General features: G+C 34.7%; 15 protein-coding genes and 1 tRNA gene. 8 read left to right on the top strand and 8 right to left on the bottom strand.

Annotated features, from left to right (window positions below; all coding sequences use genetic code 11):
- Nucleotides 1-66: 66 nt before the first annotated feature.
- The 3 genes from BLQ19_RS01420 to BLQ19_RS01410 form a co-directional block, all read right to left on the bottom strand.
- Nucleotides 67-1,980, bottom strand: a complete 1,914-nt coding sequence (locus BLQ19_RS01420; RefSeq protein ID WP_074537162.1) for a M56 family metallopeptidase — start codon at nucleotides 1,978-1,980, stop codon at nucleotides 67-69.
- 2 nt (nucleotides 1,981-1,982) lie between these two features.
- Nucleotides 1,983-2,348: a BlaI/MecI/CopY family transcriptional regulator gene (locus tag BLQ19_RS01415; RefSeq protein WP_074537161.1), complete on the bottom strand. Its 366-nt coding sequence runs from the start codon at nucleotides 2,346-2,348 to the stop codon at nucleotides 1,983-1,985.
- 130 nt (nucleotides 2,349-2,478) lie between these two features.
- Entirely contained in the window at nucleotides 2,479-2,943 is a 465-nt protein-coding gene (locus tag BLQ19_RS01410) for a hypothetical protein (RefSeq protein ID WP_024481925.1), read from the bottom strand.
- A 209-nt stretch (nucleotides 2,944-3,152) separates the two neighbouring features.
- Here BLQ19_RS01410 and BLQ19_RS01405 point away from each other — a divergent pair, with 209 nt between their 5' ends.
- Complete coding sequence (locus BLQ19_RS01405) at nucleotides 3,153-3,731, top strand: PhnA domain-containing protein (RefSeq protein WP_074537160.1); 579 nt, start codon at nucleotides 3,153-3,155, stop codon at nucleotides 3,729-3,731.
- 136 nt (nucleotides 3,732-3,867) lie between these two features.
- On the opposite strand, the gene BLQ19_RS01400 is transcribed toward BLQ19_RS01405, so the two are convergent.
- Together BLQ19_RS01400 and BLQ19_RS01395 are read right to left on the bottom strand one after the other, a co-directional pair.
- The gene (locus BLQ19_RS01400; RefSeq protein WP_074537159.1) at nucleotides 3,868-4,620 is read right to left on the bottom strand and encodes an NYN domain-containing protein; all 753 of its coding nucleotides are present in this window, start codon (nucleotides 4,618-4,620) and stop codon (nucleotides 3,868-3,870) included.
- 72 nt (nucleotides 4,621-4,692) lie between these two features.
- A complete protein-coding gene (locus tag BLQ19_RS01395) occupies nucleotides 4,693-6,084 on the bottom strand; it encodes a dipeptidase (RefSeq protein ID WP_024481921.1) in 1,392 nt (463 codons plus the stop codon).
- Nucleotides 6,085-6,274: 190 nt separating this feature from the next.
- Here BLQ19_RS01395 and BLQ19_RS01390 point away from each other — a divergent pair.
- From BLQ19_RS01390 to BLQ19_RS01375, 4 genes are all read left to right on the top strand, one after another.
- A tRNA-Leu gene (locus BLQ19_RS01390) sits at nucleotides 6,275-6,356 on the top strand.
- 359 nt (nucleotides 6,357-6,715) lie between these two features.
- A complete protein-coding gene (locus BLQ19_RS01385) occupies nucleotides 6,716-9,715 on the top strand; it encodes a SusC/RagA family TonB-linked outer membrane protein (protein WP_029665105.1) in 3,000 nt (999 codons plus the stop codon).
- A gap of 22 nt (nucleotides 9,716-9,737) precedes the next feature.
- On the top strand, nucleotides 9,738-11,351 hold the full coding sequence (locus BLQ19_RS01380) for a RagB/SusD family nutrient uptake outer membrane protein (RefSeq protein WP_074537158.1): 1,614 nt from the start codon (nucleotides 9,738-9,740) through the stop codon (nucleotides 11,349-11,351).
- 164 nt (nucleotides 11,352-11,515) lie between these two features.
- Nucleotides 11,516-12,220 (top strand): FadR/GntR family transcriptional regulator, encoded by a 705-nt coding sequence (locus BLQ19_RS01375; RefSeq protein ID WP_074537157.1) that lies wholly within the window; start codon nucleotides 11,516-11,518, stop codon nucleotides 12,218-12,220.
- 69 nt (nucleotides 12,221-12,289) lie between these two features.
- Here the strand turns inward: BLQ19_RS01375 and BLQ19_RS21450 are convergent, their stop codons facing one another.
- The 3 genes from BLQ19_RS21450 to BLQ19_RS01365 all read right to left on the bottom strand — a co-directional run bounded on the left by BLQ19_RS21450 (nucleotide 12,290) and on the right by BLQ19_RS01365 (nucleotide 14,181).
- Nucleotides 12,290-12,646 carry a sialate O-acetylesterase gene (locus BLQ19_RS21450; protein WP_254788185.1) on the bottom strand — a complete coding sequence of 119 codons (357 nt, stop codon included), beginning with the start codon at nucleotides 12,644-12,646 and terminating at the stop codon, nucleotides 12,290-12,292.
- 65 nt (nucleotides 12,647-12,711) lie between these two features.
- Complete coding sequence (locus tag BLQ19_RS21445; RefSeq protein ID WP_254788171.1) at nucleotides 12,712-13,224, bottom strand: sialate O-acetylesterase; 513 nt, start codon at nucleotides 13,222-13,224, stop codon at nucleotides 12,712-12,714.
- Nucleotides 13,225-13,308: 84 nt separating this feature from the next.
- Complete coding sequence (locus BLQ19_RS01365; protein WP_024481917.1) at nucleotides 13,309-14,181, bottom strand: AraC family transcriptional regulator; 873 nt, start codon at nucleotides 14,179-14,181, stop codon at nucleotides 13,309-13,311.
- Between the two features lie 282 nt (nucleotides 14,182-14,463).
- On the opposite strand from BLQ19_RS01365, the gene BLQ19_RS01360 reads away from it, so the two are divergent.
- Genes BLQ19_RS01360 through BLQ19_RS01350 form a run of 3 tightly spaced genes read left to right on the top strand, consistent with a single transcriptional unit; the run spans nucleotide 14,464 to nucleotide 20,780 of the window.
- Nucleotides 14,464-17,523: a SusC/RagA family TonB-linked outer membrane protein gene (locus tag BLQ19_RS01360; protein ID WP_254788167.1), complete on the top strand. Its 3,060-nt coding sequence runs from the start codon at nucleotides 14,464-14,466 to the stop codon at nucleotides 17,521-17,523.
- An 11-nt stretch (nucleotides 17,524-17,534) separates the two neighbouring features.
- Nucleotides 17,535-19,070, top strand: coding sequence for a RagB/SusD family nutrient uptake outer membrane protein (locus BLQ19_RS01355; protein WP_254788165.1), 1,536 nt, complete (start codon nucleotides 17,535-17,537; stop codon nucleotides 19,068-19,070).
- A 12-nt stretch (nucleotides 19,071-19,082) separates the two neighbouring features.
- Nucleotides 19,083-20,780, top strand: a complete 1,698-nt coding sequence (locus BLQ19_RS01350; protein ID WP_074537154.1) for a hypothetical protein — start codon at nucleotides 19,083-19,085, stop codon at nucleotides 20,778-20,780.

Below are 20,780 nucleotides of genomic sequence, written 5' to 3'. Positions count from 1 at the left end.
GTCTTATTGCAGTAATTTTTAATAAAAAAAGCCTTCGTTTAGAAGGCTTTTTTTGAATGAATGTTTTTAGTTTTTAATGATGATGGGTTCTTTAGAAATTTTTACGCTTGGGTTTTTACTTCCTGTATTTCTAGTATCTATGTTTAAATGGTTATTGTTTTTGATTAAATCAATGGCCTGGTCTGAAGTTATTGCTTTTCCTTCATAGTAGAAGTTGGCATTTTTTTTAGCCATGTTAATAACGTGGTCTAACGGACTCTTTGGTGGTGCTGGTGGTGCTGGCGGTGCTGGAATCGCACTAACCTCGCCTTTACCAATCTTTTGGGTTGAAGGTGGCATTGGTGGTTCGGGCATCGGTGGTAATTTAGGAAAAGCCTCTGCATCCTTTTTTTGATCGTCAGTCATGATGCTATAGAGGTATGTCATTTGGTCTACTTCTCCTTTTTTAATGCTCATGGTAGATGTATTCATCTCATTGTATTTTCGGGCTATGGTATTGTATGTTGCTAGTTGCTTTATGGTTGCGCCGTCTTGCTGCTCTTTCTGTCCTACGATATCAATTGTAACGCAACCGTATTCTTCTAAAATGTTGGACACATTTTTAACAGCTTGTTTTGGTGTCTCTAAACGAACATGTATAAATCCTCTAACTATTTCAGATTTTTCTTCCTTTGATAAGTCCGTATTTAATTTAGATAAGTGCTGTTTTAAGCCGAGAACTGAAACTAATTCGCCTTGCACTAAAATTTGAGCAGCTTTATTTATATGAATATTAAGTTCCCTATTATTAGTAGTGAATTGTTTTTTAAATTTATTTTTAGTGAATAAACTAACTTGATAAGGTTGTGGAAATTGCTGTGATCGTGCATTATTGTAAATAAAGCTGGAAGAATAATGTACAAATTCGGATAATTTATAATTTTCTAATTCTTTATTACTAGTATGTTTTCCATCAATCCATAGGGCGTACTTGAAGCTATTTTTCCATTTGGCTATATCTTGAATATTTGGTGCGTTTGGTTTTTCGATGTACTTATATTGTATGGAATCTGATTTCTGCTCTTGTAAGTTTTCTGGGGGAAGATTTGAAGAAGTAGAGTTTTCAAGGCCTTTGTCAATTTCTATAATTTCTGATTCGCTAAAGCTGTACAATGCAAGTGCGAACATGGGTAGGACTAATAAACTGCGTAGCCAAATGGCTTTTTTTGAGGTTGTTTTTTTCATGATGTTAAATCGTTTTTTGATTGATGAATAATTAATGGCATTTGCCAATTGAGTTTCTGGAGCATTTGATGAGAATGCTAGTAATATTTTTTGGTAATTTGATAATTCAGCACCTTTTTGTAGTACTGCTTGGTCCGCTAAAAATTCGTGATTTAGTTTGATGGCTCGTTTAAACAAATAAACAAATGGATTAAACCATAAAATGACTTGCATTAGTTCAATGAAGAGTACATCTAAACTGTGCTTTTGTACTGCATGTGCTTGTTCGTGTAATAGTACTTCTTCAGGAATTTCTTGGGCTTCAAATTTTTGTTTGTTTAGAAAAATAAAATTGAAGAACGTGTGTGGTGATAGTCTTTCTTCTAACAATACATGAATACTACGGTCATAGTTAATTTTAGGGTTTCTTCTTATGCGGGTACCTATTTTAAATAGGTTGCTACAAAATTTATAACCAAAAATTAAGACGCCAAGTCCGTAAATTGTCCAAAGAGTAGGTGTTAAATAATCTGTTTTTTGATAAAATACAGGTATTTCGTCTGAATTGATTTCTGATACATAGGTATTCAGTACAGGTTCTGGAGTTATATAGATGTATTCCGTAAATAATACAGCAGGTATTATGGAAGCAGCGATCAGCGAACTGATTAAATAAAACCGTTTATAAGTGTGCATGCTTTCATTTTCTAATACGAGTTTGTAGAAAACAATAAAGATGGCTAAGCATGCTGTAACTTTTATAAGATATATTCCCATAATTACTTCTTTTTAAGTTCGCGGTCTATTAAGGCCTTCAAATCTTCCAATTCCTCTTTGGTAAGTTCTGTTTCTTGTGTAAAGAATGATGCAAACTGACTAGCACTGTCGTTAAAAAAGTTCCTTATGAGTCCGTTTACATGCTTAGAAAAATAATCTTTCTTTTTTACCAGTGGATAATACTCTCTTGACCTACCTAATGTTTTATAGGCTATAAACCCTTTATCTGTCATTCTTTTTAGCAGTGTTGCTATGGTAGTGGTGGCAGGTTTGGGGTCCTCATAAGATGCTAACAAATCTTTCATGATAGCGGTTTTCTGCTTCCATAGTATATTCATTAATTCTTCTTCTGATTTTGAAAGTTGCATTCTTGTAATTTTTCTTGTGCTCTACAAACATAGAATAAATATTTTAATTCTACAAGTGTAGAGGTTTAAAATAATAAGCAAAAAAAATCCATTCGATTAGGAATGGATTTTAAGTATGTTGTAATAAGCGTTATTCTTCTGATTTTTCTTCAGTAGCTTCTTCTTCATCTTTTCCAAAGTAGGAAGCATATATCCCATAAAGGATAACAAGACCCACTAGGCCTAAAATTATTTTACCCCCTAGACGGTCAAAAAAGGATGCTGTTACCGTTTCTGGGATTTCAACTTTTGCAAGTGCTGCAATTTCTTTTAGCTCTTCAGGAGATAACTCAACATAAGTTTCATCATCTACATAACCTGTAATAATGGCATCTGTATTACTGTAAGGAAGCCAAACAATATGGCTAATAGTGTACATCTTACCAATATCAAAATACCTACCATCTTCTAACTGAAACTCTTCTGTGTCAGGTAAGTCAGTAATTTTAATGATTTTTTGAGCCTCTCCGTAAGGAATAGGGATTCTTGCTTTTGCAATTGCTGCATTTAACCCTAAGAACAGCAGTCCGAAGGTAAGTAATGTGCTTAATTTCATTGGTTTAAAATTTAAATTAGGTTGATTAACTATCTTTATTAAGCGCTATTATTTGATTTATAGTATATATCATGATGTATTTCATCGAATATGTTCTGTGATTATTTTTGTTTTTTTTGAAATATTAAGGTATTTGTATTATTAGGGAGACAATAAGTACCACTACTCTCGTCAATTTTTTTAAGTTTGCAAGGATAAAAATTAGAACCATGAGCATACTAGAAGAATTGATAGAAAGAAGCGGCAATAAATGCGAGTTATGTACTTCAACAGATAATTTACAGGTATATGAAGTTCCACCTGTTTCTATAAGCGGTATAGATAGTAGTCTTTTGGCTTGTGGTGTTTGTGTAGATCAAATTGAGAATCCAGACAATACAGATCCAAACCATTGGAGATGCTTAAATGATAGTATGTGGAGTGAGTTTGATACGGTTAAAGTGGTTGCTTGGAGAATGCTTTCGCGTTTGAAAGGAGAAGGATGGCCTAAGGATTTATTAGACATGATTTATCTTGATGACGAAGCGTTAAAGTTTGCTAAAGCTACAGGTGAAGGCCTAGCAGAAGCCGATAAGATTATTCATAGAGATGTTAATGGGGTAATTTTAGAAAATGGCGATAGTGTTGTTTTAATTAAGGATTTAAAAATCAAAGGTTCTAGTCAAGTTGCAAAACAAGGAACTGCGGTACGTAGAATATCTTTAGATCGTGAGAATGCAGAATTTATAGAAGGTAAAGTAGGACCAACAATGACTGTCATCATAACAAAATATGTGAAGAAATTATAATTTAATTGCGTTAGGGATAGCAGTGAAAAGCCCACAGCCGTTTTTACGGTGAGGACTTGAAACATATAGCCCGACCTTTAGGTAACGCCCTAAAATAAAAGTCCGTTCTCTTAGGAAAACGGACTTTTATTTTTAACTATTTTTTTTTCGGATTGTGCTTTTGTTTGATCCGTACAAAAATTAGTTTGTTTTTGCTTTTTGAATTTTCACGTTGTTCAAGTTCAAAAATATCTATAGATTTAATAAGTGGTGTTAGTTTGTCAAAGCCATAATTTCTGGAATCAAAATTGGGTTGCTTTTTTTGCAAAAGACTTCCTACATCACCAAGAAATGCCCAGCCATCATCATCAGAAACATCAGCAATGGTTGTTTTTATAAGCTGAACATCTTTTCTAGTAATTTTGTCTATGGTGTCTTTATTATCCTCTTTTCCTAGATCGTTCTCCGGACTTTCTGTTTTCGATTTTAGAATTTCAATATATATAAACTTATCGCAAGCCACAATAAACGGATTTGGTGTTTTCTTTTCTCCAATACCTATAACTTTCATGCCAGCTTCTCGTAAGCGTGTAGCGAGCCTGGTAAAATCACTATCACTAGAAACCAAACAGAAGCCGTTTACTTTTTCCGAATATAAAATATCCATGGCATCAATAATCATGGCAGAATCTGTGGCGTTTTTACCTGTGGTATACCCGTATTGTTGAATGGGCGTAATTGCGTTCTCTAACAATAAATTTTTCCATTTGGTTAAATTAGGCTTGGTCCAATCTCCATAGATTCTCTTTATTGTAGGGTTGCCATATTTTGCAATCTCTTCCATCATTTCTTTTACTTGGGCAGAAGGAATGTTGTCGCCATCTATAAGCACTGCTAAATTTGTATCCATAGTATTCTATTTTTTGTCCGATTGATGTAAAAACTACTAAAACCTTGGGTTAACAAGGTTTTATTCGCATTCTTATTTTTTAAATAATTCTGTATAGTATTGATAAAAATATGGAATTGTTTCTATACCTTTTAGATAATTCCAAACTCCGAAATGCTCGTTAGGAGAATGAATGGCATCACTATCTAAACCGAAGCCCATAAGTATTGTTTTGCTATTCAGTTCTTTTTCAAAAAGCGCAACAATAGGAATACTACCACCACTGCGTTGCGGGATTGGTTTTTTACCAAAGGTAGTTTCATACGCTTTAGAAGCTGCTTGATAACCAACAGTATTAATAGGTGTTACATACCCTTGACCTCCATGATGTGGTTTTACAACTACTTTTACACCTTCAGGCGCTATGCTTTCAAAGTGTTTTTTAAACAAATCAGTAATTTCTTTCCAATCTTGGTTCGGCACCAAACGCATAGATATTTTAGCATAGGCTTTGCTAGCAATAACTGTTTTTGCCCCTTCGCCTGTATAACCACCCCAAATTCCGTTGACATCTAAAGTAGGTCTAATAGAATTACGTTCATTGGTCGTATAGCCACTTTCACCATATACTGCATCAATAGCTAATGCGTTTTTATAATTCTCAAGACTAAAAGGAGCTTTCGCCATTTCGGCACGCTCTTCTTTAGATAGCTCTTCTACATTATCATAAAAGCCAGGAATAGTAATATGATTGTTTTCATCATGTAAACTAGCAATCATTTTAGTTAAAATATTGATAGGGTTTGCAACGGCACCACCGTATAAACCAGAATGTAAATCGCGATTGGGACCTGTAACCTCCACTTCAACATAGCTTAAACCACGCAAACCCGTGGTAATAGAAGGTACATCATTAGCAATCATTCCAGTATCTGATATTAAAATAATATCATTAGCGAGTTTTTCTTTATGGTTAGCTACAAAAATAGCCAAGTTGCTACTGCCAACTTCTTCTTCGCCTTCTATCATGAATTTTACATTACAAGGAAGTTGGTTTGTTCTAACCATATATTCCATTGCTTTTACATGCATATACATTTGTCCTTTATCATCACAAGCACCCCGAGCAAAAATTGCTCCCTCCGGATGTTTGTCTGTTTTTTTGATGACGGGTTCAAAGGGTGGAGAGGTCCACAAATTGATTGGATCTGCCGGTTGAACGTCATAATGACCGTAAACAAGTACGGTTGGAAGGGCAGAATCTATAATTTTTTCAGCATAAACGATCGGATAGCCATCTGTTTCACAAATTTCTACAGCATCACATCCGGCATCTGTTAAAGCTTTTTTTACGGCATCTGCAGTATCTAATACATCTTGCGTAAACGCAGTGTCGGCGCTTACTGACGGGATTTTTAATAGGTCTATAAGTTCAGAAATAAAACGTTCTTTGTGTTCAGAAATGTAATTTTTTATTGCTTCCATTTGTTATTTTTAGTCGAGTATAAAGCTACAAAAAAGAAGTTTTTTCAAGTAAGTATTTCTAAATTGAATTTTTACTTTATATTTGCACTCCTTTAGCGAAAGAAATAGAAATATTTTACGAGCCAAAAGGAACTTTTTTGAAGGTAAAGAGATCTCAAAATATCGAGATATACCTACTGAAGTAAAAAATGCAGGCGTGGTGGAATTGGTAGACACGCTAGACTTAGGATCTAGTGCCGCGAGGTGTGAGAGTTCGAGTCTCTCCGCCTGTACAACTTAAAAAAAAAGCCTTTCGAGAAATCGAGAGGCTTTTTTTATTTCCAATTTTTCTCCCATTTATATGGCTGTCCAAGTACATTATTTTCTATCCTGAAGCTCAAAAGCTCTTCAAAGAAGTATTAAAATTGAATTTTTTCAAAATTTAACTTTTTTATTTTAATTGCTGCACCGTCAATAATGATAGGTGTTTACTGTTGATTCAAGAAAATTAGAATAGGAAAATTAAATAGCTGATAATTTTTTTAAAAATTAAGAATAAAATAACATATATTTGGAACACCAGTTTGGTTCACCAGTTTGGTGTACCAATAGGAGAACTCAACTTCTTTTATTAATTAAAATGAAATTTTAGATGAAATTAAAAATTAAACTAATGGCAATGATCGTATTGGTCTTCAATATGTCATTATTTGCACAAGATGGATACGTGTTATCCGGAACAGTATTAGATGGGGCTAATATGCCAATTCCAGGCGTAAATGTTTTGGTCGCTAATAGTACTACAGGTACCGCTACAGATTTTGATGGTAACTTTCAGTTAAAGGTAAAACGTGGTGATGTAATTAAACTTTCTTACATAGGGTACATTACGCAATCGATTTCTATAACAGGACAAGAAACTATCTCAGTTGTATTAGCAGAAGATGCTAGTCAGTTAGAGGAAGTAGTTGTTGTAGGGTATGGTTCTCAGAAAAAAAGTGACATAACCGGATCTGTTTCTTCTGTGAAATCTGAAGACTTAAATGCATTCCCTTTAGCAAATGCGGAACAGGCATTACAGGGTCGTGCTGCTGGTGTAGTAGTACAATCTAATAATGGTGGTGAGCCTGGAGCTCCTATATCAATAAAGGTAAGGGGTAATACTTCAATTGGAGCAAACAGTAGTCCCCTTATTGTTGTAGATGGTTTTGTGGGAGCAACAATGCCGCAGGCTAATGACATTGAGTCTATGGAGGTGTTAAAAGATGCTTCGGCAACAGCGATTTATGGTTCTAGAGGTTCTGGGGGAGTTGTTTTAGTGACTACTAAAAAAGGAAAAAACGGAAGATTGTCGGTGGAATTGAATACGAGCTATTCTTTACAAAGTACGTCTAATAGATTAGATTTATTAGATGCAGACGAGTTTGCAGCATATCAGCAATCATTTCGTGCTTATGAGCAAGGAATGGCTGACACCGATTGGCAAGATTTAATTTATCAAACTGGAACTACTGCAAATCATCAATTTTCTTTTTCAGGAGGTAGTGAAAATATAAATTTTTATGCTTCTGCGAATTACTTTAAACAAGATGGAATTGTCGTGAATTCTGATTTTGAAAAACTTACGTTCTTATCTAATGTAGATGCGCAAGTAACTAAAAAATTGAAATTAGGTATGAACCTTTTCGGAAGTAGAAGTACAAAAAACGGAGTACTTACGCAATCTACTGGTGAAAATGCAAATGGAGGTGGAGATGATGTTATTTCTTTAGCATTTAGATTTACTCCTGATAGAGGTATCTACAATGCAGATGGTACTTTTACTCAAAATTCTGTTGGTGATGGTATTGAAAATCCTTGGGCAGTTGCCAATGAATTAATTAATGAGACTAAATCTGATAATTTTAGAACAAACTTGTATGCAAACTATGATATTTTAGATAATCTTAGTTTTAAAACAACCTTTGGTTATAGTACTTTAAATGAAACTCTAGGACAGTTTAAGCCACAAACTTTTCAACTTTCTATAGGATATGCAAGCTTAGAAAATAGAAGGAGAACAAACCTTTTAAGTGAAAATTACTTAACATACAATGCTAAAATAGGAAAAGGTAACTTAACGATGTTGGCAGGATATTCTTATCAAAAACAAAGTACTGTATTTTTTGGAGCACTTACTCAAGAGCTTCTTTCTGACGATTTTCTTTTTTACAATTTAGGAGCAGGACAGCTTCAGTCGAGAAGAGTGGAATCATCATTCTCTGAATGGGAAATTCAATCACAATTTGGACGATTAAACTATGATTTTGATGATAAGTACCTTTTGACAGCTACAGTTAGACGTGATGGGGCTTCTAACTTTGCTGAAAATGAAAAATACGCCATCTTTCCTTCTGGGGCATTAGGTTGGAAAATATCTAATGAAGAATTTTTGAAAGATAATGAAACAATATCAAATTTAAAATTGAGAGCTAGTTATGGGGTAACAGGTAATCAGGCAATTTCGCCATACCAATCTTTGTCACAACTATCTATAACACCGTCAACAGACGTAAATACAGATCCGTCAGTTTCAGTTGCTCAAGAGGCTAATCCAGATTTAAAATGGGAATCATCGTATCAGACTAACTTAGGATTAGATCTAGGATTGTTTAGTAATAGAATATCACTTTCATTAGATTACTATAATATTGATACAAAAGACCTTTTACTAGAAACTGCGGTTTCTCCTGCGTATAGTGGGGCTGTAGATTTAGAAGTATATTCTAATGTAGGTGAAATTAATAATAAAGGATTTGAAATTTCTTTAAGTACAAAGAATATTTATAATGATAATTTTAGCTGGACTACAGATTTTAACTGGGCTGCAAATAGAAATAAGGCAGTTAAATTAAATAATGGAGATATTATCGATGGCGCTGCGCCAGGTTATTTCTCATCAGGAAAGGATACGTATATAATAAGAGAAGGAGAGGCAATTGGTCTTTTCTGGGGGCATGATTATCAAGGAGTATATCAAGGAGGAGATTTACCAGCAGGAACTGCTCTTAAAGAATCATATAATCAAGCAGGGGATCCTTTATTTATAGATGTAAATTCAGATGGAATAATAAATACGGATGATTTAAAAACTATAGGTGATCCTAATCAAGATTTTACGTTTGGTATTACAAATAATTTTAGTTACAAAAATTTAGATTTAAATATCTTTTTTCAAGGAGCAGTAGGTGGGGAAATTTTAAATCTTACCAATGTACAATTGTATAATGGAGATTCTAATGCACTTACAGATATTCAGAATGCATGGACACCTACAAATACCGATACTAGTATACCATCTGCAAAAATAAGAGATAGAGAAATTTCTTCTCGTTTTATTGAAGATGGTAGTTATATCAGATTAAAGAACGTAGCCTTGGGGTATAATTTTCCATCTGATGTAGTTGAAAAGTTAGGGGTAGATAATCTTAGATTATCAGTAAGCGGACAGAATTTATTGACATTTACTAAGTATTCTGGTTTAGATCCTGAAGTAAGCTACTTTGGTAGCGGTGGAGGTAGCACTGGCTCCTCTAATGTGGTTCAGGGTCATGATTTTGGAAATTACCCAACGATTAGATCTATAAATTTCAGTCTTAATTTAAAATTTTAATCAATAATTTAAAACATATATAATGAAAACATATAAATATTTATTCTTATTGATAGGCTTGTCAATAGTAGGATGTTCAGACTTAGAGGAGTCGCCTATTACAGAAATAAGTCCAGAAAGTTACTTTAGCTCTTTAAGTTTAGAACAAGTAGAAGGATTTACGAGTGGTGCATATGCACACATGGTTCATAGAAATTTTATGTCTAGGGAAATGACGCAAGCCCTTATGTATCGTAGTGATATGATGGCCATAGGTAGAACCGGTGCTCAAGAAAGGATTGATATGGATAACTTCACTGTGCAAGCAGATAATGCTTTAATAGCAGGAGGTAGTAACACATATTGGCCAAAGGTATATCAAATAATAGGTGCGGCTAATGAGGCTATAAAAGCAGGGAAATTATTAGAGGAGGAAGATGAAGCTGTATTAAATGAAGTGATTGCAAGAGCACGTTTTGCAAGAGCATTTGCATACTTTCATTTGGTAAGACAATTTGGGGATATTCCTTATTTAGGAGATGAAACACTATTGTCTGACGCTGTTCTTGCTCCAAGAACTCCAGCCGCGGAGGTATATGAAAATATTATTGCAGATTTAAAATTTGCTAAGGAATGGTTGCCAAATACGCAGGTTTCTAGAGCGTTGCCTGCAAAGTCTGCCGCTAGTGCTTATTTGGCTGATGTATATTTAACATTAGAAGAGTATCAGTTAGCATATACTGAAGCTAAAGAAATTATCGATAATGAAGGTTTGTATAATTTAGGTTTAGAGCCAGATTTCCAAAGTTTATTTAATAGCGATAAAAGCGATATATCTATAGAACCTATTTTTGTTTTACACTTTACCGGAACCGCAGATGGCGACCAAGGTTTAGATTATCAGGCTGCCTTTACAGGTATTAGATCAGATGGTCAATATACGAATGCAAATGGTGAACCTGTAGGGGGTGGATGGTCTGTTGAAGTACCTTCTTTAGCAGTTTATACTACTTGGGATGCTAATGATTACAGAAGAACAGTGACTTTTGATGATAAGGCTCTGCAAAATGGTGTTTTAAGATCTTATGAAACTTTTACAGACGGAGATGGTACAGCTGTAAACCGCCCGCATGTGGCAAAATATACTAGAATGGGTAATGGAACTTCTACAGGAACAAACTTTAGAGGGTCTAAATCTAATTATTATATGATGCGTTACGCAGAGGTATTAATGATTGGAGCAGAAGCTGCAAATGAATTGGGAATTGCTGCAGATGCAGAAGCTTGGGTAAATAGAGTAATGGCTAGATCTAGAGCTGGTGGAATTATTACAGGTGGTATTAATGATGGAACTGTAATAGCTCCAAGTGCCATTCCTGCGGATTTTTCAGGATTAGATCAGGATTCTTTTAGAACCAGAATTCTAGAGGAGCGTAGGTTGGAGTTTGCTTACGAAATGAAGAGGTGGTATGATATTGCTAGAAGAAAATTAGGGGCTACGGCTTTTGGTCCGAATGGATTAGAGTCTGTCGTTTCTACAGAATCTGGTGTTGGTCCTGGCCCAAAATCATTTGATCCGAGTCGTGATTATTTGCTTCCGATTCCTATTTCAGAAATATTGATCAACCCTAATTTAACACAAAACCCAGGGTATTAAAATATGACAAAATATAGTTTGAGTTGACTATGTTAGTTTTTTTGAGTTAATTTTAAGAATTTACTGGTCTAAAGTTTAGATCAGTAAATTTTTTTTAGTTTAAAGAGGTAGGGTGATTGCTGTTGGATTTTGTAACTAGGTTTAAATTATTTAAGCATTTCAAGATGAAGTCAAATAGAATAAGAGTAAATGATAGTATTAATGATCAGAATGCAATTATTTCTAAGATTAAAGAATATATTCTTTACAAGAATTTAGAGCCTGGCGATAAGTTGCCATCGGAAAGAGAATTGTCTGAAAAGTTCAAGGTAAGCCGAAGAAACGTTAGAGAGGCTATTGCTAAACTAGAGCATTATGAATTGTTAAAATCCATTCCAAAAACTGGAACTTTTATTGCAAATATTGGACAAGTAGCTTTGAAAGGAATTATGGAAGGTATTGTTGGATTGGAACAACAAGATTTCAAAACCTTAGTAGAAACAAGACTAATGTTAGAAGCCCAAACTAGTTTTTTGGCAGCTCAAAGAAGAACGGAAGAGGATTTAGTGAATATTGAGGCAGCTCTACATCTGTACAAGGTTAAAATGATAAATAGGGAGGATGCTCTAGAGGAGGATTTACTTTTTCATCTGGCCATTGCAAAAGCCTGCGGTAATAGTACACTTAATGCTTTGATGTTACAAATTACACCTAAAATTATATCTGTCTTTGAAAAATTACGGGTTTGTGATGAGGATGGCTTCATGCGCGAAGTGAATCAACATGAGGTAATTTTTAATGCCATTAAAGATCAGGATTCTCAGCTAGCAGTAAGTGCCATGGAAGAGCATTTTAAAATGCTGAAAGACTTCTGTAATGAAATTAAATAAAACCTAGGGTATAAGCTAGTGTTAAGTTGATTCGCTATTCATAGAAACATTGCTTGTAATTTTTAAGCCTTAATTGTGAGTTGGGACTAGGTTATATTGAAGGGATAGCATTTTTAATGCATAGCGTTTTCCAAGTTCTCTAATTCCTTCAGAATTAAAATGTGTTCTATCTGATTTCGCACCGCATCCCCTAGAAGAAATGACATGGGATGTAGGAATAATTTTTGGCAAGGTCTGTATAATCGTATTCATTTCGGCTAGTAAGCCATTTTGATCTTTATGTACAACTTCACCAGCTAATAAAGGAACTTGGTTTGCTTTTAAGGATAAGTCTTTAAGCATATTTCGGTAGATCTTTTTTACGTAAGTTGGCCATTTGGTATCACCATTATTTGTTTCGCCTTGGTGCAATAAAATACCATTAATTATTCCTCTCTTTTGGCTTTTTTTAGCTAAATCTATTAGGTGTTGGTAAGGGTTTCCTCCGTAATCTATAATTTTATTTTGAAACCAATCCTCAGGATATGTATCTGTGAATTTTTGATATTTTTTTTATTGAATAATCTAATATCAGAACCACCTACGGCTACATTAATCACAGCAATTGTGATACTATCGGGGAGATTCTTTATCATATTTTTTCCAAAATAATCTGCAGGTGATAATCCTGTGTAACATTGAGTAAGTGGTGCAGCGGCAGCGTACCAGCTTCCTTTGGTTCGGTTTAAATTGGGGCAATCTAGAGACTGCAGCATTTGAAAACGAGTACTGCTAATAGTGTCTTGAGATTCTATAGTAGCAGAGCCTTCCATGTTAGATTGGCCAAAACATAGGTAGATATGAAAATTTGCATCAATTTCTGGAGGTACCTTTATGCTATCTCTAGGGGGTGTTGTCTGAATTTTTAGATCATTTATTTTGTTTGCGCTAAAGCTAAAATGAGTTACAAAAATTGAGCCTAGAAAAAAGGCGATTCTTTGTAGTGTAGTGGTAAGATGTATCATGAATAGTTCCGTTTGTTGTAGACTCAAATTTATTATTTTATAAAAGCTTTTACTTTGTATTTTATGTTGATTGCTAATAGTATTTTAGTGTTTTGTAATCAATTTTTGTTGATCTCTAAAATAACTTGGAGTGTATCCCATTTTTCGTTTAAAGGTTCTATTGAAGTTTGAGATGTTGTTAAAACCACTGTCATAGCAAATTTCGTTAATAGAACGTTCTGTTTCTATAAGTAACCTTGCTGCGTGCCCTAAACGTAAATCGCTTACGTAGTCAGAGAAGGAGGAGTTAGTGCTTTTTTTAAAAAAATGACTAAAGGCAGATTCAGACATATTAACCAATCCAGCAACCTCTTTAAGAAGTATTTTTTGATGTAAATTTTCTTTAATGTAGGTATTCACTTTTTCTATTCTGCGACTTTTGTGAATGGTATAATGATCAACATAAGAGTGACTTGCTAATGTTTTTGTATTACGAGCAATAGATAGGTCGTATAAAATGGATAGAAAATTTAGTAGGGAGTCAAAGTCTTGAGACTCAGATAAACGTAATATTTTTGGTTTTAAAACAGTAAGGGTTTCTTTTGAAAACAAAATACCTCTTTTAGATTTTTCTAAAAGTAGCCTGATAGGAAGCATGAGTTTTCTATTTAGTGCTAGTTCTGATAAGAATTTCTGATGAAATTGAACAGTAACAACATGCGCTTTTGTGTTCTTATCTTCTCCGGTCCAAGCGTGTGGTGTGTTTGAGCCAACCAAAACCAAATCGCAATCTGTGTATTCTTGTATAGAATCTCCTATGATTCTCTTTCCTGATGAATTAAGAACCAAGTTGAGTTCTAGTTCTGGGTGAAAATGTATCGGAAAATCAAACTTAGCAGAATGATGATTTAAGACAATAAAGAAATCATCTTCAGATATAGGGACTAATTCTCTTAAAATACGCGCTTCTTTGTTCATAAAAGTATCATGGTGTGTTTTCTCAAAATAAGATATAAAATATATTAAATTATAAATATATAGTCTTATAAATTATCAAATTAAATAAAAATAAGTATAAATTATCTTATATATTTTGTTTTTATGACTTCTTGTTAATGCTTTTTTGATGTTTTTTCATATTAGTATCATTAATCAACATGATTTACAAAATTAAGGTTAAGGATATGTTATTATTTTGTCAACAACTTAATTACTAACTAAAAAAATCATGAACTAATGAGGTATGAGTTTCAAAAAAGTATGATTTTTATTGTTTTCTTAATTTTAAGCTTTTCAGGAGCAGCGCAAATTAAGGTAACCGGAACAGTAAAATCTAACGACGGAATTCCTTTGCTTGGTGTAACCATTATGGAAGGTGGTTCTACAGCAAACGGAGTGACAACAGATTTTGATGGAAATTTTTCTATTGAATTGAGTGGTTCCAATAACGAGCTTGTAGTTTCATATATAGGCTTTGTAACTCAAACAATTCCTATTTCGGAAAATACTGCAATTACTGTAGTCTTAGAAGAGGATCTTGAACAGCTTTCGGAAGTTGTTGTTGTGGGGTATGGATCTGTGAAAAAGAGTGATCTTACAGGATCCGTAACTTCTGTAGAAATGGATAATATTCCTTCAAAACCATCAAACTCTATAGATGGATTGCTACAAGGTCAAGTGGCGGGTGTGCAAGTTGTCGCAGCTTCAGATACTCCCGGAGCAGGTGCGGTTGTAAGAATTAGAGGGGGTAGTTCTTTACGCGGTGGTAATGATCCTCTTGTGGTTGTAGATGGCTTTCCAATTGGTTATGCCGGAGATTTAAAGCAAATATCTCCTCAAGATATTGCCTCCATGGAAGTGTTAAAAGATGCTTCTGCTGCTGCTATTTATGGTTCTCGAGGAGCAAATGGCGTGATCATAATCACCACAAAAAAGGGGGCAAAACATAGTACTGAGGTAACCGTTTCTCAGCAAAATACGTTTACAAGGTTTACCTCTGATTTGAATTTATGGAGGGATCCAGTTTTAATGGCTGAGCTAAGCAACGAAAGTAGAGTAAATGGTGGTTTTACGCCCATATATATCGGTGCTAGAGATGCAAACGGGGTGTATTATCCTTCCGTAGGAGAGTTAAAGAATGGTGATTGGTCTTATAATACACGTTGGGATGATGTAGTATTTCGCGATCCGGTATCTAATAATACCAATCTTGCTATACGGAGTCAGACAGATAGAACTCAATTTAGTCTAAGTACAACTTACTATACAAACGAAGGAGTGTACATAGATGATGATTATGAAAAACTGAACATTAATCTTAATGTTATTCATAAAATTTATGATGATAAAGTTACCATTGGAGGAAATGTTATTTATTCTAAAGGAAATAGAAATGATAATGGAGGATTGGCATACTGGCGTAATCCTATTTTTCCGGTGAATTTGGAAGGAAATCCTTCTAATGATTATTTTTTAGCAGGGTCACAAGATTATTCGCACCCTATTGCATTAACTGAAAATAGAACCAATAAAAACAAGTTTTTAGATTTTATAGGTTCTGCTTTTGTAGAGATTCAATTTATTCCGACTTTAAAATTAAAAACTCAAGTAAACCATAAATTTGGTCGTTCTATTACGGACTATTATAATCCCAAAAAATATACAGAGGATGGTACTTTTAATAATGGTTCTGGAGGTGTTAGTAATTGGGAGAGCAGTGAAACTGTAGCGGAAACGTTCTTAACGTTTAACGATACGTTTAAAGAGAAACATAGTCTTACTGCCATGGCTGGTTTCTCATACCAAGGATATGAAGCTAGAACTTCTGATTTAAAAGCTTATGATTTTTTAAATGAATCTTTAGGGAATGGTAACCTCGCCGCGGGTAATCCCGAAAAGCAATCTGTGGCGAACGGCTTATCTGAAACGGTGATGTACTCTGGACTGGGGCGTTTAAATTATTCTTATGAAGACAAATATTTAGCAACTTTTACCGTGCGTACCGATGGTTCTTCAAAATTTGGAGCCAACAATCAATGGGCAATGTTCCCTTCTGGGGCCTTGGGTTGGAAATTGCATAAAGAAAGCTTCATTGAAAATTTAAATGTTTTTGATGAGTTTAAACTACGCGCTAGTTATGGTATTTCTGGGAATCAAGGTATTTCTCCTTATTTAATTAATAGTAGATACGGACAAGATCAATACTATGTAAATGGTCGTTGGCAAACAACAATTGGTCCTGGATATGTAGTAGGTCAGGATAGCCAAAGTGGTAAGAAAACCTGGGGTGGTATTCCTAATCCAGATTTGAAATGGGAGACTACAGCACAATTTAATATAGGAGCTGATATTGCATTTTTGAATAACAGAATAAAAATCACAGCAGATTACTATAAAAAGTCTACCTCAGATTTGTTGCGTGAACGTTTACTTTCTCCCTCTTCTTCTTATGACAAAACGTGGGTTAATGATGGAGAAATAGAAAATCAAGGAGTTGAATTAACATTAGATGGAGCTATTGTTGCTAAAGAAGATTGGGGTCTTGACGCCATGGTGATTTTTTCAAAAAACAAAAACAAAGTGGTTAGTCTTGGAGATGCGCTTGCGTCAGGCTTAAATACAGATGCGCTTACTGGTTTTAAGTATGAGTTCTCTGGTAATCAAGTAGAAGCTTTCCGTTCTATCCCTAATATTTTAGCTATTGGGCAGCCTATAAATGTTTTTTATGGGTATAAAGTAGATGGTATTATACAGTCTGAAGCTGAAGGATTAGCCGCGGGGCTAACAGGTGTTTTAGCGCAACCAGGAGAATTTAAATACAAAGATTTAAATGAAGATGGCGTTATTGATGAGAATGATCGTGCTATAATCGGGAATCCTAATCCAGATTTCATAGCGAGTTTTAATCTTAATGCACGCTATAAGAATTTTGACTTCTCACTTTTTTTTAACAGTAGTATTGGTCAAGATGTCTTTAATACTAAAGCATTTAGTGAACCGAGTAATACACCATTACGTTGGACGCAAGATAACGCAACCAACAATTACCCAAGCTTAAGAGATGGTCGCACTGTTTATATGTCGGATTGGTTTATAGAAAAAGGAAGTTTTTTACGCTTACAGAACCTATCTGTAGGCTATACTATAAAAGACTTACAAACGGCTTGGCTTAAAAAAGGTAGAATTTTTATGAACGGTACCAATCTATTCACCCTTACAGATTTCAAAGGTTATGATCCGGAACTAGGTGGAGATGGTATTTACTGGGGTGGGTATCCTAAGTTAAGAAACTGGACTTTAGGCGTAGAATTAACCTTTTAAATTCAGTTAAAATGAAAACATTGACAATAATAAACGAATTGAAAATGAAGCACTTTAAAAGATTAATAGTAGGACTTGCTCTGGTAACTGGTGTTACTTCTTGCGAAAGCTTAGATGTAGAGCCTACTGGTTTTTACTCTGATGAAAATTTCTATAAAACCATAGAAGATGCAGAGGCGTCTATTTTATATGCTTATGATGCACTTACACTTGTAAGCTATGCTCCAGTCACATATTACTTTACAGAATTGGCATCAGATAATTGTGATGTAAAAGCAGATGAGGGTCCAGATGCACAAGCATTTGTCAATTGGGAGGTTACTGCTCAAAACCAATTACTAACACAGTACTATAGGTCTATTTATATTGCTGTAAACCGTGCCAATGCGGTTATAGAAAATATAGAAGGCAAAGGCTTTAACCCAGAAGACGAAAAACGCATTCTTGGAGAAGCTTTATTTTTAAGAGCTTACAACCACTTTAATGCCGTAAAAGCTTTTGGGTTGGCGCCATTACAAAAATCTCTTATAGACAAATTAGATGAAACAACGGCTACGCTACCTGTGGATATGCAAGAGGTTTATGCTTTTTTAATTGAAGACTTAACTAGAGCAATAGACAATTTAGAGGTAAACAGAGTTACGGGTCGTGCAGATAAAGTTGCTGCACAAGCATTACTTTCTAAAATTTATTTATTTGCAGCTTCTGCTAAAGAAAATGGGGTTCCTAAATACAACGCTATTACAGAAAGTGTAGATAATTTATATGCTAAATCTGCAGAATATGCGGGTATGGTTTTAAATAATCAAGGGGAATATAGGCACGATATGGATCTTCAAAACATTTATAATGTAGAGGCTCCAAACGGCCCTGAACATATTTTTATTTTATCGTTAGACAGGTCCGGTACGCAAGAAGGAGATTACTCTAAATTATCTAAGTACTTTATTCCTTATATAGATGGTGCTACAGTTTATCTAAAAAATACAGATGGTACTTTTTCTCCAACACATGATGGGTGGAGTGTTTTTCAAACCTCAGATAAGTTGTTTTCTTCTTATGCTGCGGATGATAAACGTAAAACCGATTTATTTGTTTCAGAAATATACGATCAAGATGAGGCAGCTATAGGTTCTGTTGCAGATGGTACTGTAATTTATCCTTTTACAAGAAAATACATAGATCCTTTATTTGAGGGTGATAAAACAAGTACAAGACCATACTTACTTCGTTACTCAGACATACAATTGGTATATGCAGAAGCTACTGCCAATGCAGATGGTTTAGCACAATACAATCAAATTAGAAGTAGAGCAAACGCAACAGAATTAGCTAGTATTGGTGGCTTATCTAAAGTAGATTTTAGAAAATTAGTTGTAGCAGAACGCCAAAGAGAACTTGCTTACGAAGGAGACCGCCTATGGGACCTTAGACGCACAAACACAGTGCAAAGCAATGTTACTAAAGCAGCAGGTCTTTCTCCAGAAGCAGTTGCTTTTTATCCAATTCCACAACGTGAGATCGATTTAAACCCTAATATCAACTAAACATAAAGCATAATGAAAAAATTATATAACATATACTTTATAGTACTAGCCCTAATTTTTGTTGCTTGTACAGAAAATCCTCTAGAAGATGTAGAGGGCGCAGATTGGCAAAAAGAACGCAACGTGGTTTCTATTTTAGTTGAAGGCCAAATAGGTACAGCTATAATAGAACGTAATTTTGATGATGCTAAAATTAAAATTTATGCAAAAACAGAAAATATAGCAGATTTATCTAAGGTAGAAATTAAAAACATTGAGTTTTCATACGGTGCCAGTTCTGCAAACGAGAAGGGCACAACACTAGATTTAAGCAATGGTACAACTAAAATTTCCGTTGCTTCTGGTGCAGGAGAAAGTTTAGATTGGGAGATTTCCTTACTACCGTTTAAGTCCGATCTTGAAGGTACTTGGTATATTGGTGATGTGCGTATGTATTGCGATATGTTTACCTGGGAAAGCTGGGGCTGGGAAAAGAACGAAAGTATGTTTGGGTATTTAGCTGAGTTGACCCCAGAACTAGACAACAAGATTACTTTTACTGTAGAAGGTGCAGATGCTAAAGGAAATCCTTTTGGTAAGTATGAGCATCATGCTGGTGATGATGGTGCTTTTGGTAGTTATACCGATGCTAGTAAAGGCTGGGATTTTAATTCTAGATTCAGAAAAATACCAACGGGTAATGGTACTTGGTTACGAGATTTTGAACGTAATAAGGTAGTTATTACTGATGCTAATAAAGTTGAACACGAATTAGATTTAGAACTACTTACTGCAACTAGCGAGGTTAATTTAAAAACTGAAGTTCCTTACCTAGCTGAAAACTTTAGTTGGACAGATACGGATTGGAGTTATGAAGAACTAGCACATATGTCTAAGGTAACTTGGTATACGTTGACTAAAGAACGCGTTATACAAACAGGAAACAGTATTACGGGATTAACTGTTGCAGATCAAGTAGGCGATACACAAATAGATAACGATACTAAAGAAATTACAGTTAAAATAGCCGATAATGGTGCAAATGTTTCTGCAATAGAGCTTACAGGTTTAAACCTTTCTTACGCTGCAACTACAGATAGTAGTGTTGGTAGCACTTTAGATTTTTCAACAGCAAATACAACTACAATAAATGTTACTTCAGAAACAGGAGAAAGCGCTACTTGGACTATTAATCTACAAATAGATATAGACTTAAGTGATGTCTCTATTGCAGGAACTTGGACCGTTGGCGGGATAAGTGTTTACTGTGATATGTTCACTTGGGAAACTTGGGGCTGGGAGAAGACCGAACTATTAAATAATTATTTACCTAGCGCAGGTAAAGAACTAGATAATACAATTTCATTTATTGTTGAAGGTAAGAACGGAGACAATCCTTACGGAACATATGAAAATAATTCCGGTGCAGACGGTGAGCACGGTAACTTTATTTCTAATGACACTAGCTGGCCAGAAACCGAGTTCAATAGCAGATTTAGAAAAGTACCTACAGGTACAGGAACTTGGGAACTTGTAGGAGATATGGTAACTATAACAGATAGTACAGGTGCAGAATTTGTATTAACGCTAGAGGTTAATTCGGAAACAGAAATTGTATTGGCTGCGGAAGTAGAATATTTATCAGAATTATACAACTGGACCGGCACCAATTACAGCTACGAAGAAACAGCACATATGTCTAACAAGATGTGGTATAATTTAAGTAAATAA

The organism is Cellulophaga baltica, assembly GCF_900102165.1.
Classification (GTDB): Bacteria; Bacteroidota; Bacteroidia; order Flavobacteriales; family Flavobacteriaceae; genus Cellulophaga; species Cellulophaga baltica.
This window is presented reverse-complemented; position numbering and strand designations above follow the sequence as displayed.

What these genes read in the sequence shown, in the direction of transcription:
- BLQ19_RS01420 (WP_074537162.1), bottom strand. Translation starts at nt 1,980, where the DNA reads ATGGGAATATATCTTATAAAAGTTACAGCATGCTTAGCCATCTTTATT.
- BLQ19_RS01395 (WP_024481921.1), bottom strand. Translation starts at nt 6,084, where the DNA reads ATGGAAGCAATAAAAAATTACATTTCTGAACACAAAGAACGTTTTATT.
- BLQ19_RS21445 (WP_254788171.1), bottom strand. Translation starts at nt 13,224, where the DNA reads ATGATACATCTTACCACTACACTACAAAGAATCGCCTTTTTTCTAGGC.
- BLQ19_RS01385 (WP_029665105.1), top strand. Translation starts at nt 6,716, where the DNA reads ATGAAATTAAAAATTAAACTAATGGCAATGATCGTATTGGTCTTCAAT.
- BLQ19_RS01350 (WP_074537154.1), top strand. Translation starts at nt 19,083, where the DNA reads ATGAAAAAATTATATAACATATACTTTATAGTACTAGCCCTAATTTTT.
- BLQ19_RS01375 (WP_074537157.1), top strand. Translation starts at nt 11,516, where the DNA reads ATGAAGTCAAATAGAATAAGAGTAAATGATAGTATTAATGATCAGAAT.
- BLQ19_RS01365 (WP_024481917.1), bottom strand. Translation starts at nt 14,181, where the DNA reads ATGAACAAAGAAGCGCGTATTTTAAGAGAATTAGTCCCTATATCTGAA.
- BLQ19_RS01410 (WP_024481925.1), bottom strand. Translation starts at nt 2,943, where the DNA reads ATGAAATTAAGCACATTACTTACCTTCGGACTGCTGTTCTTAGGGTTA.
- BLQ19_RS01400 (WP_074537159.1), bottom strand. Translation starts at nt 4,620, where the DNA reads ATGGATACAAATTTAGCAGTGCTTATAGATGGCGACAACATTCCTTCT.
- BLQ19_RS01380 (WP_074537158.1), top strand. Translation starts at nt 9,738, where the DNA reads ATGAAAACATATAAATATTTATTCTTATTGATAGGCTTGTCAATAGTA.
- BLQ19_RS01405 (WP_074537160.1), top strand. Translation starts at nt 3,153, where the DNA reads ATGAGCATACTAGAAGAATTGATAGAAAGAAGCGGCAATAAATGCGAG.
- BLQ19_RS01360 (WP_254788167.1), top strand. Translation starts at nt 14,464, where the DNA reads ATGATTTTTATTGTTTTCTTAATTTTAAGCTTTTCAGGAGCAGCGCAA.
- BLQ19_RS01415 (WP_074537161.1), bottom strand. Translation starts at nt 2,348, where the DNA reads ATGCAACTTTCAAAATCAGAAGAAGAATTAATGAATATACTATGGAAG.
- BLQ19_RS01355 (WP_254788165.1), top strand. Translation starts at nt 17,535, where the DNA reads ATGAAAACATTGACAATAATAAACGAATTGAAAATGAAGCACTTTAAA.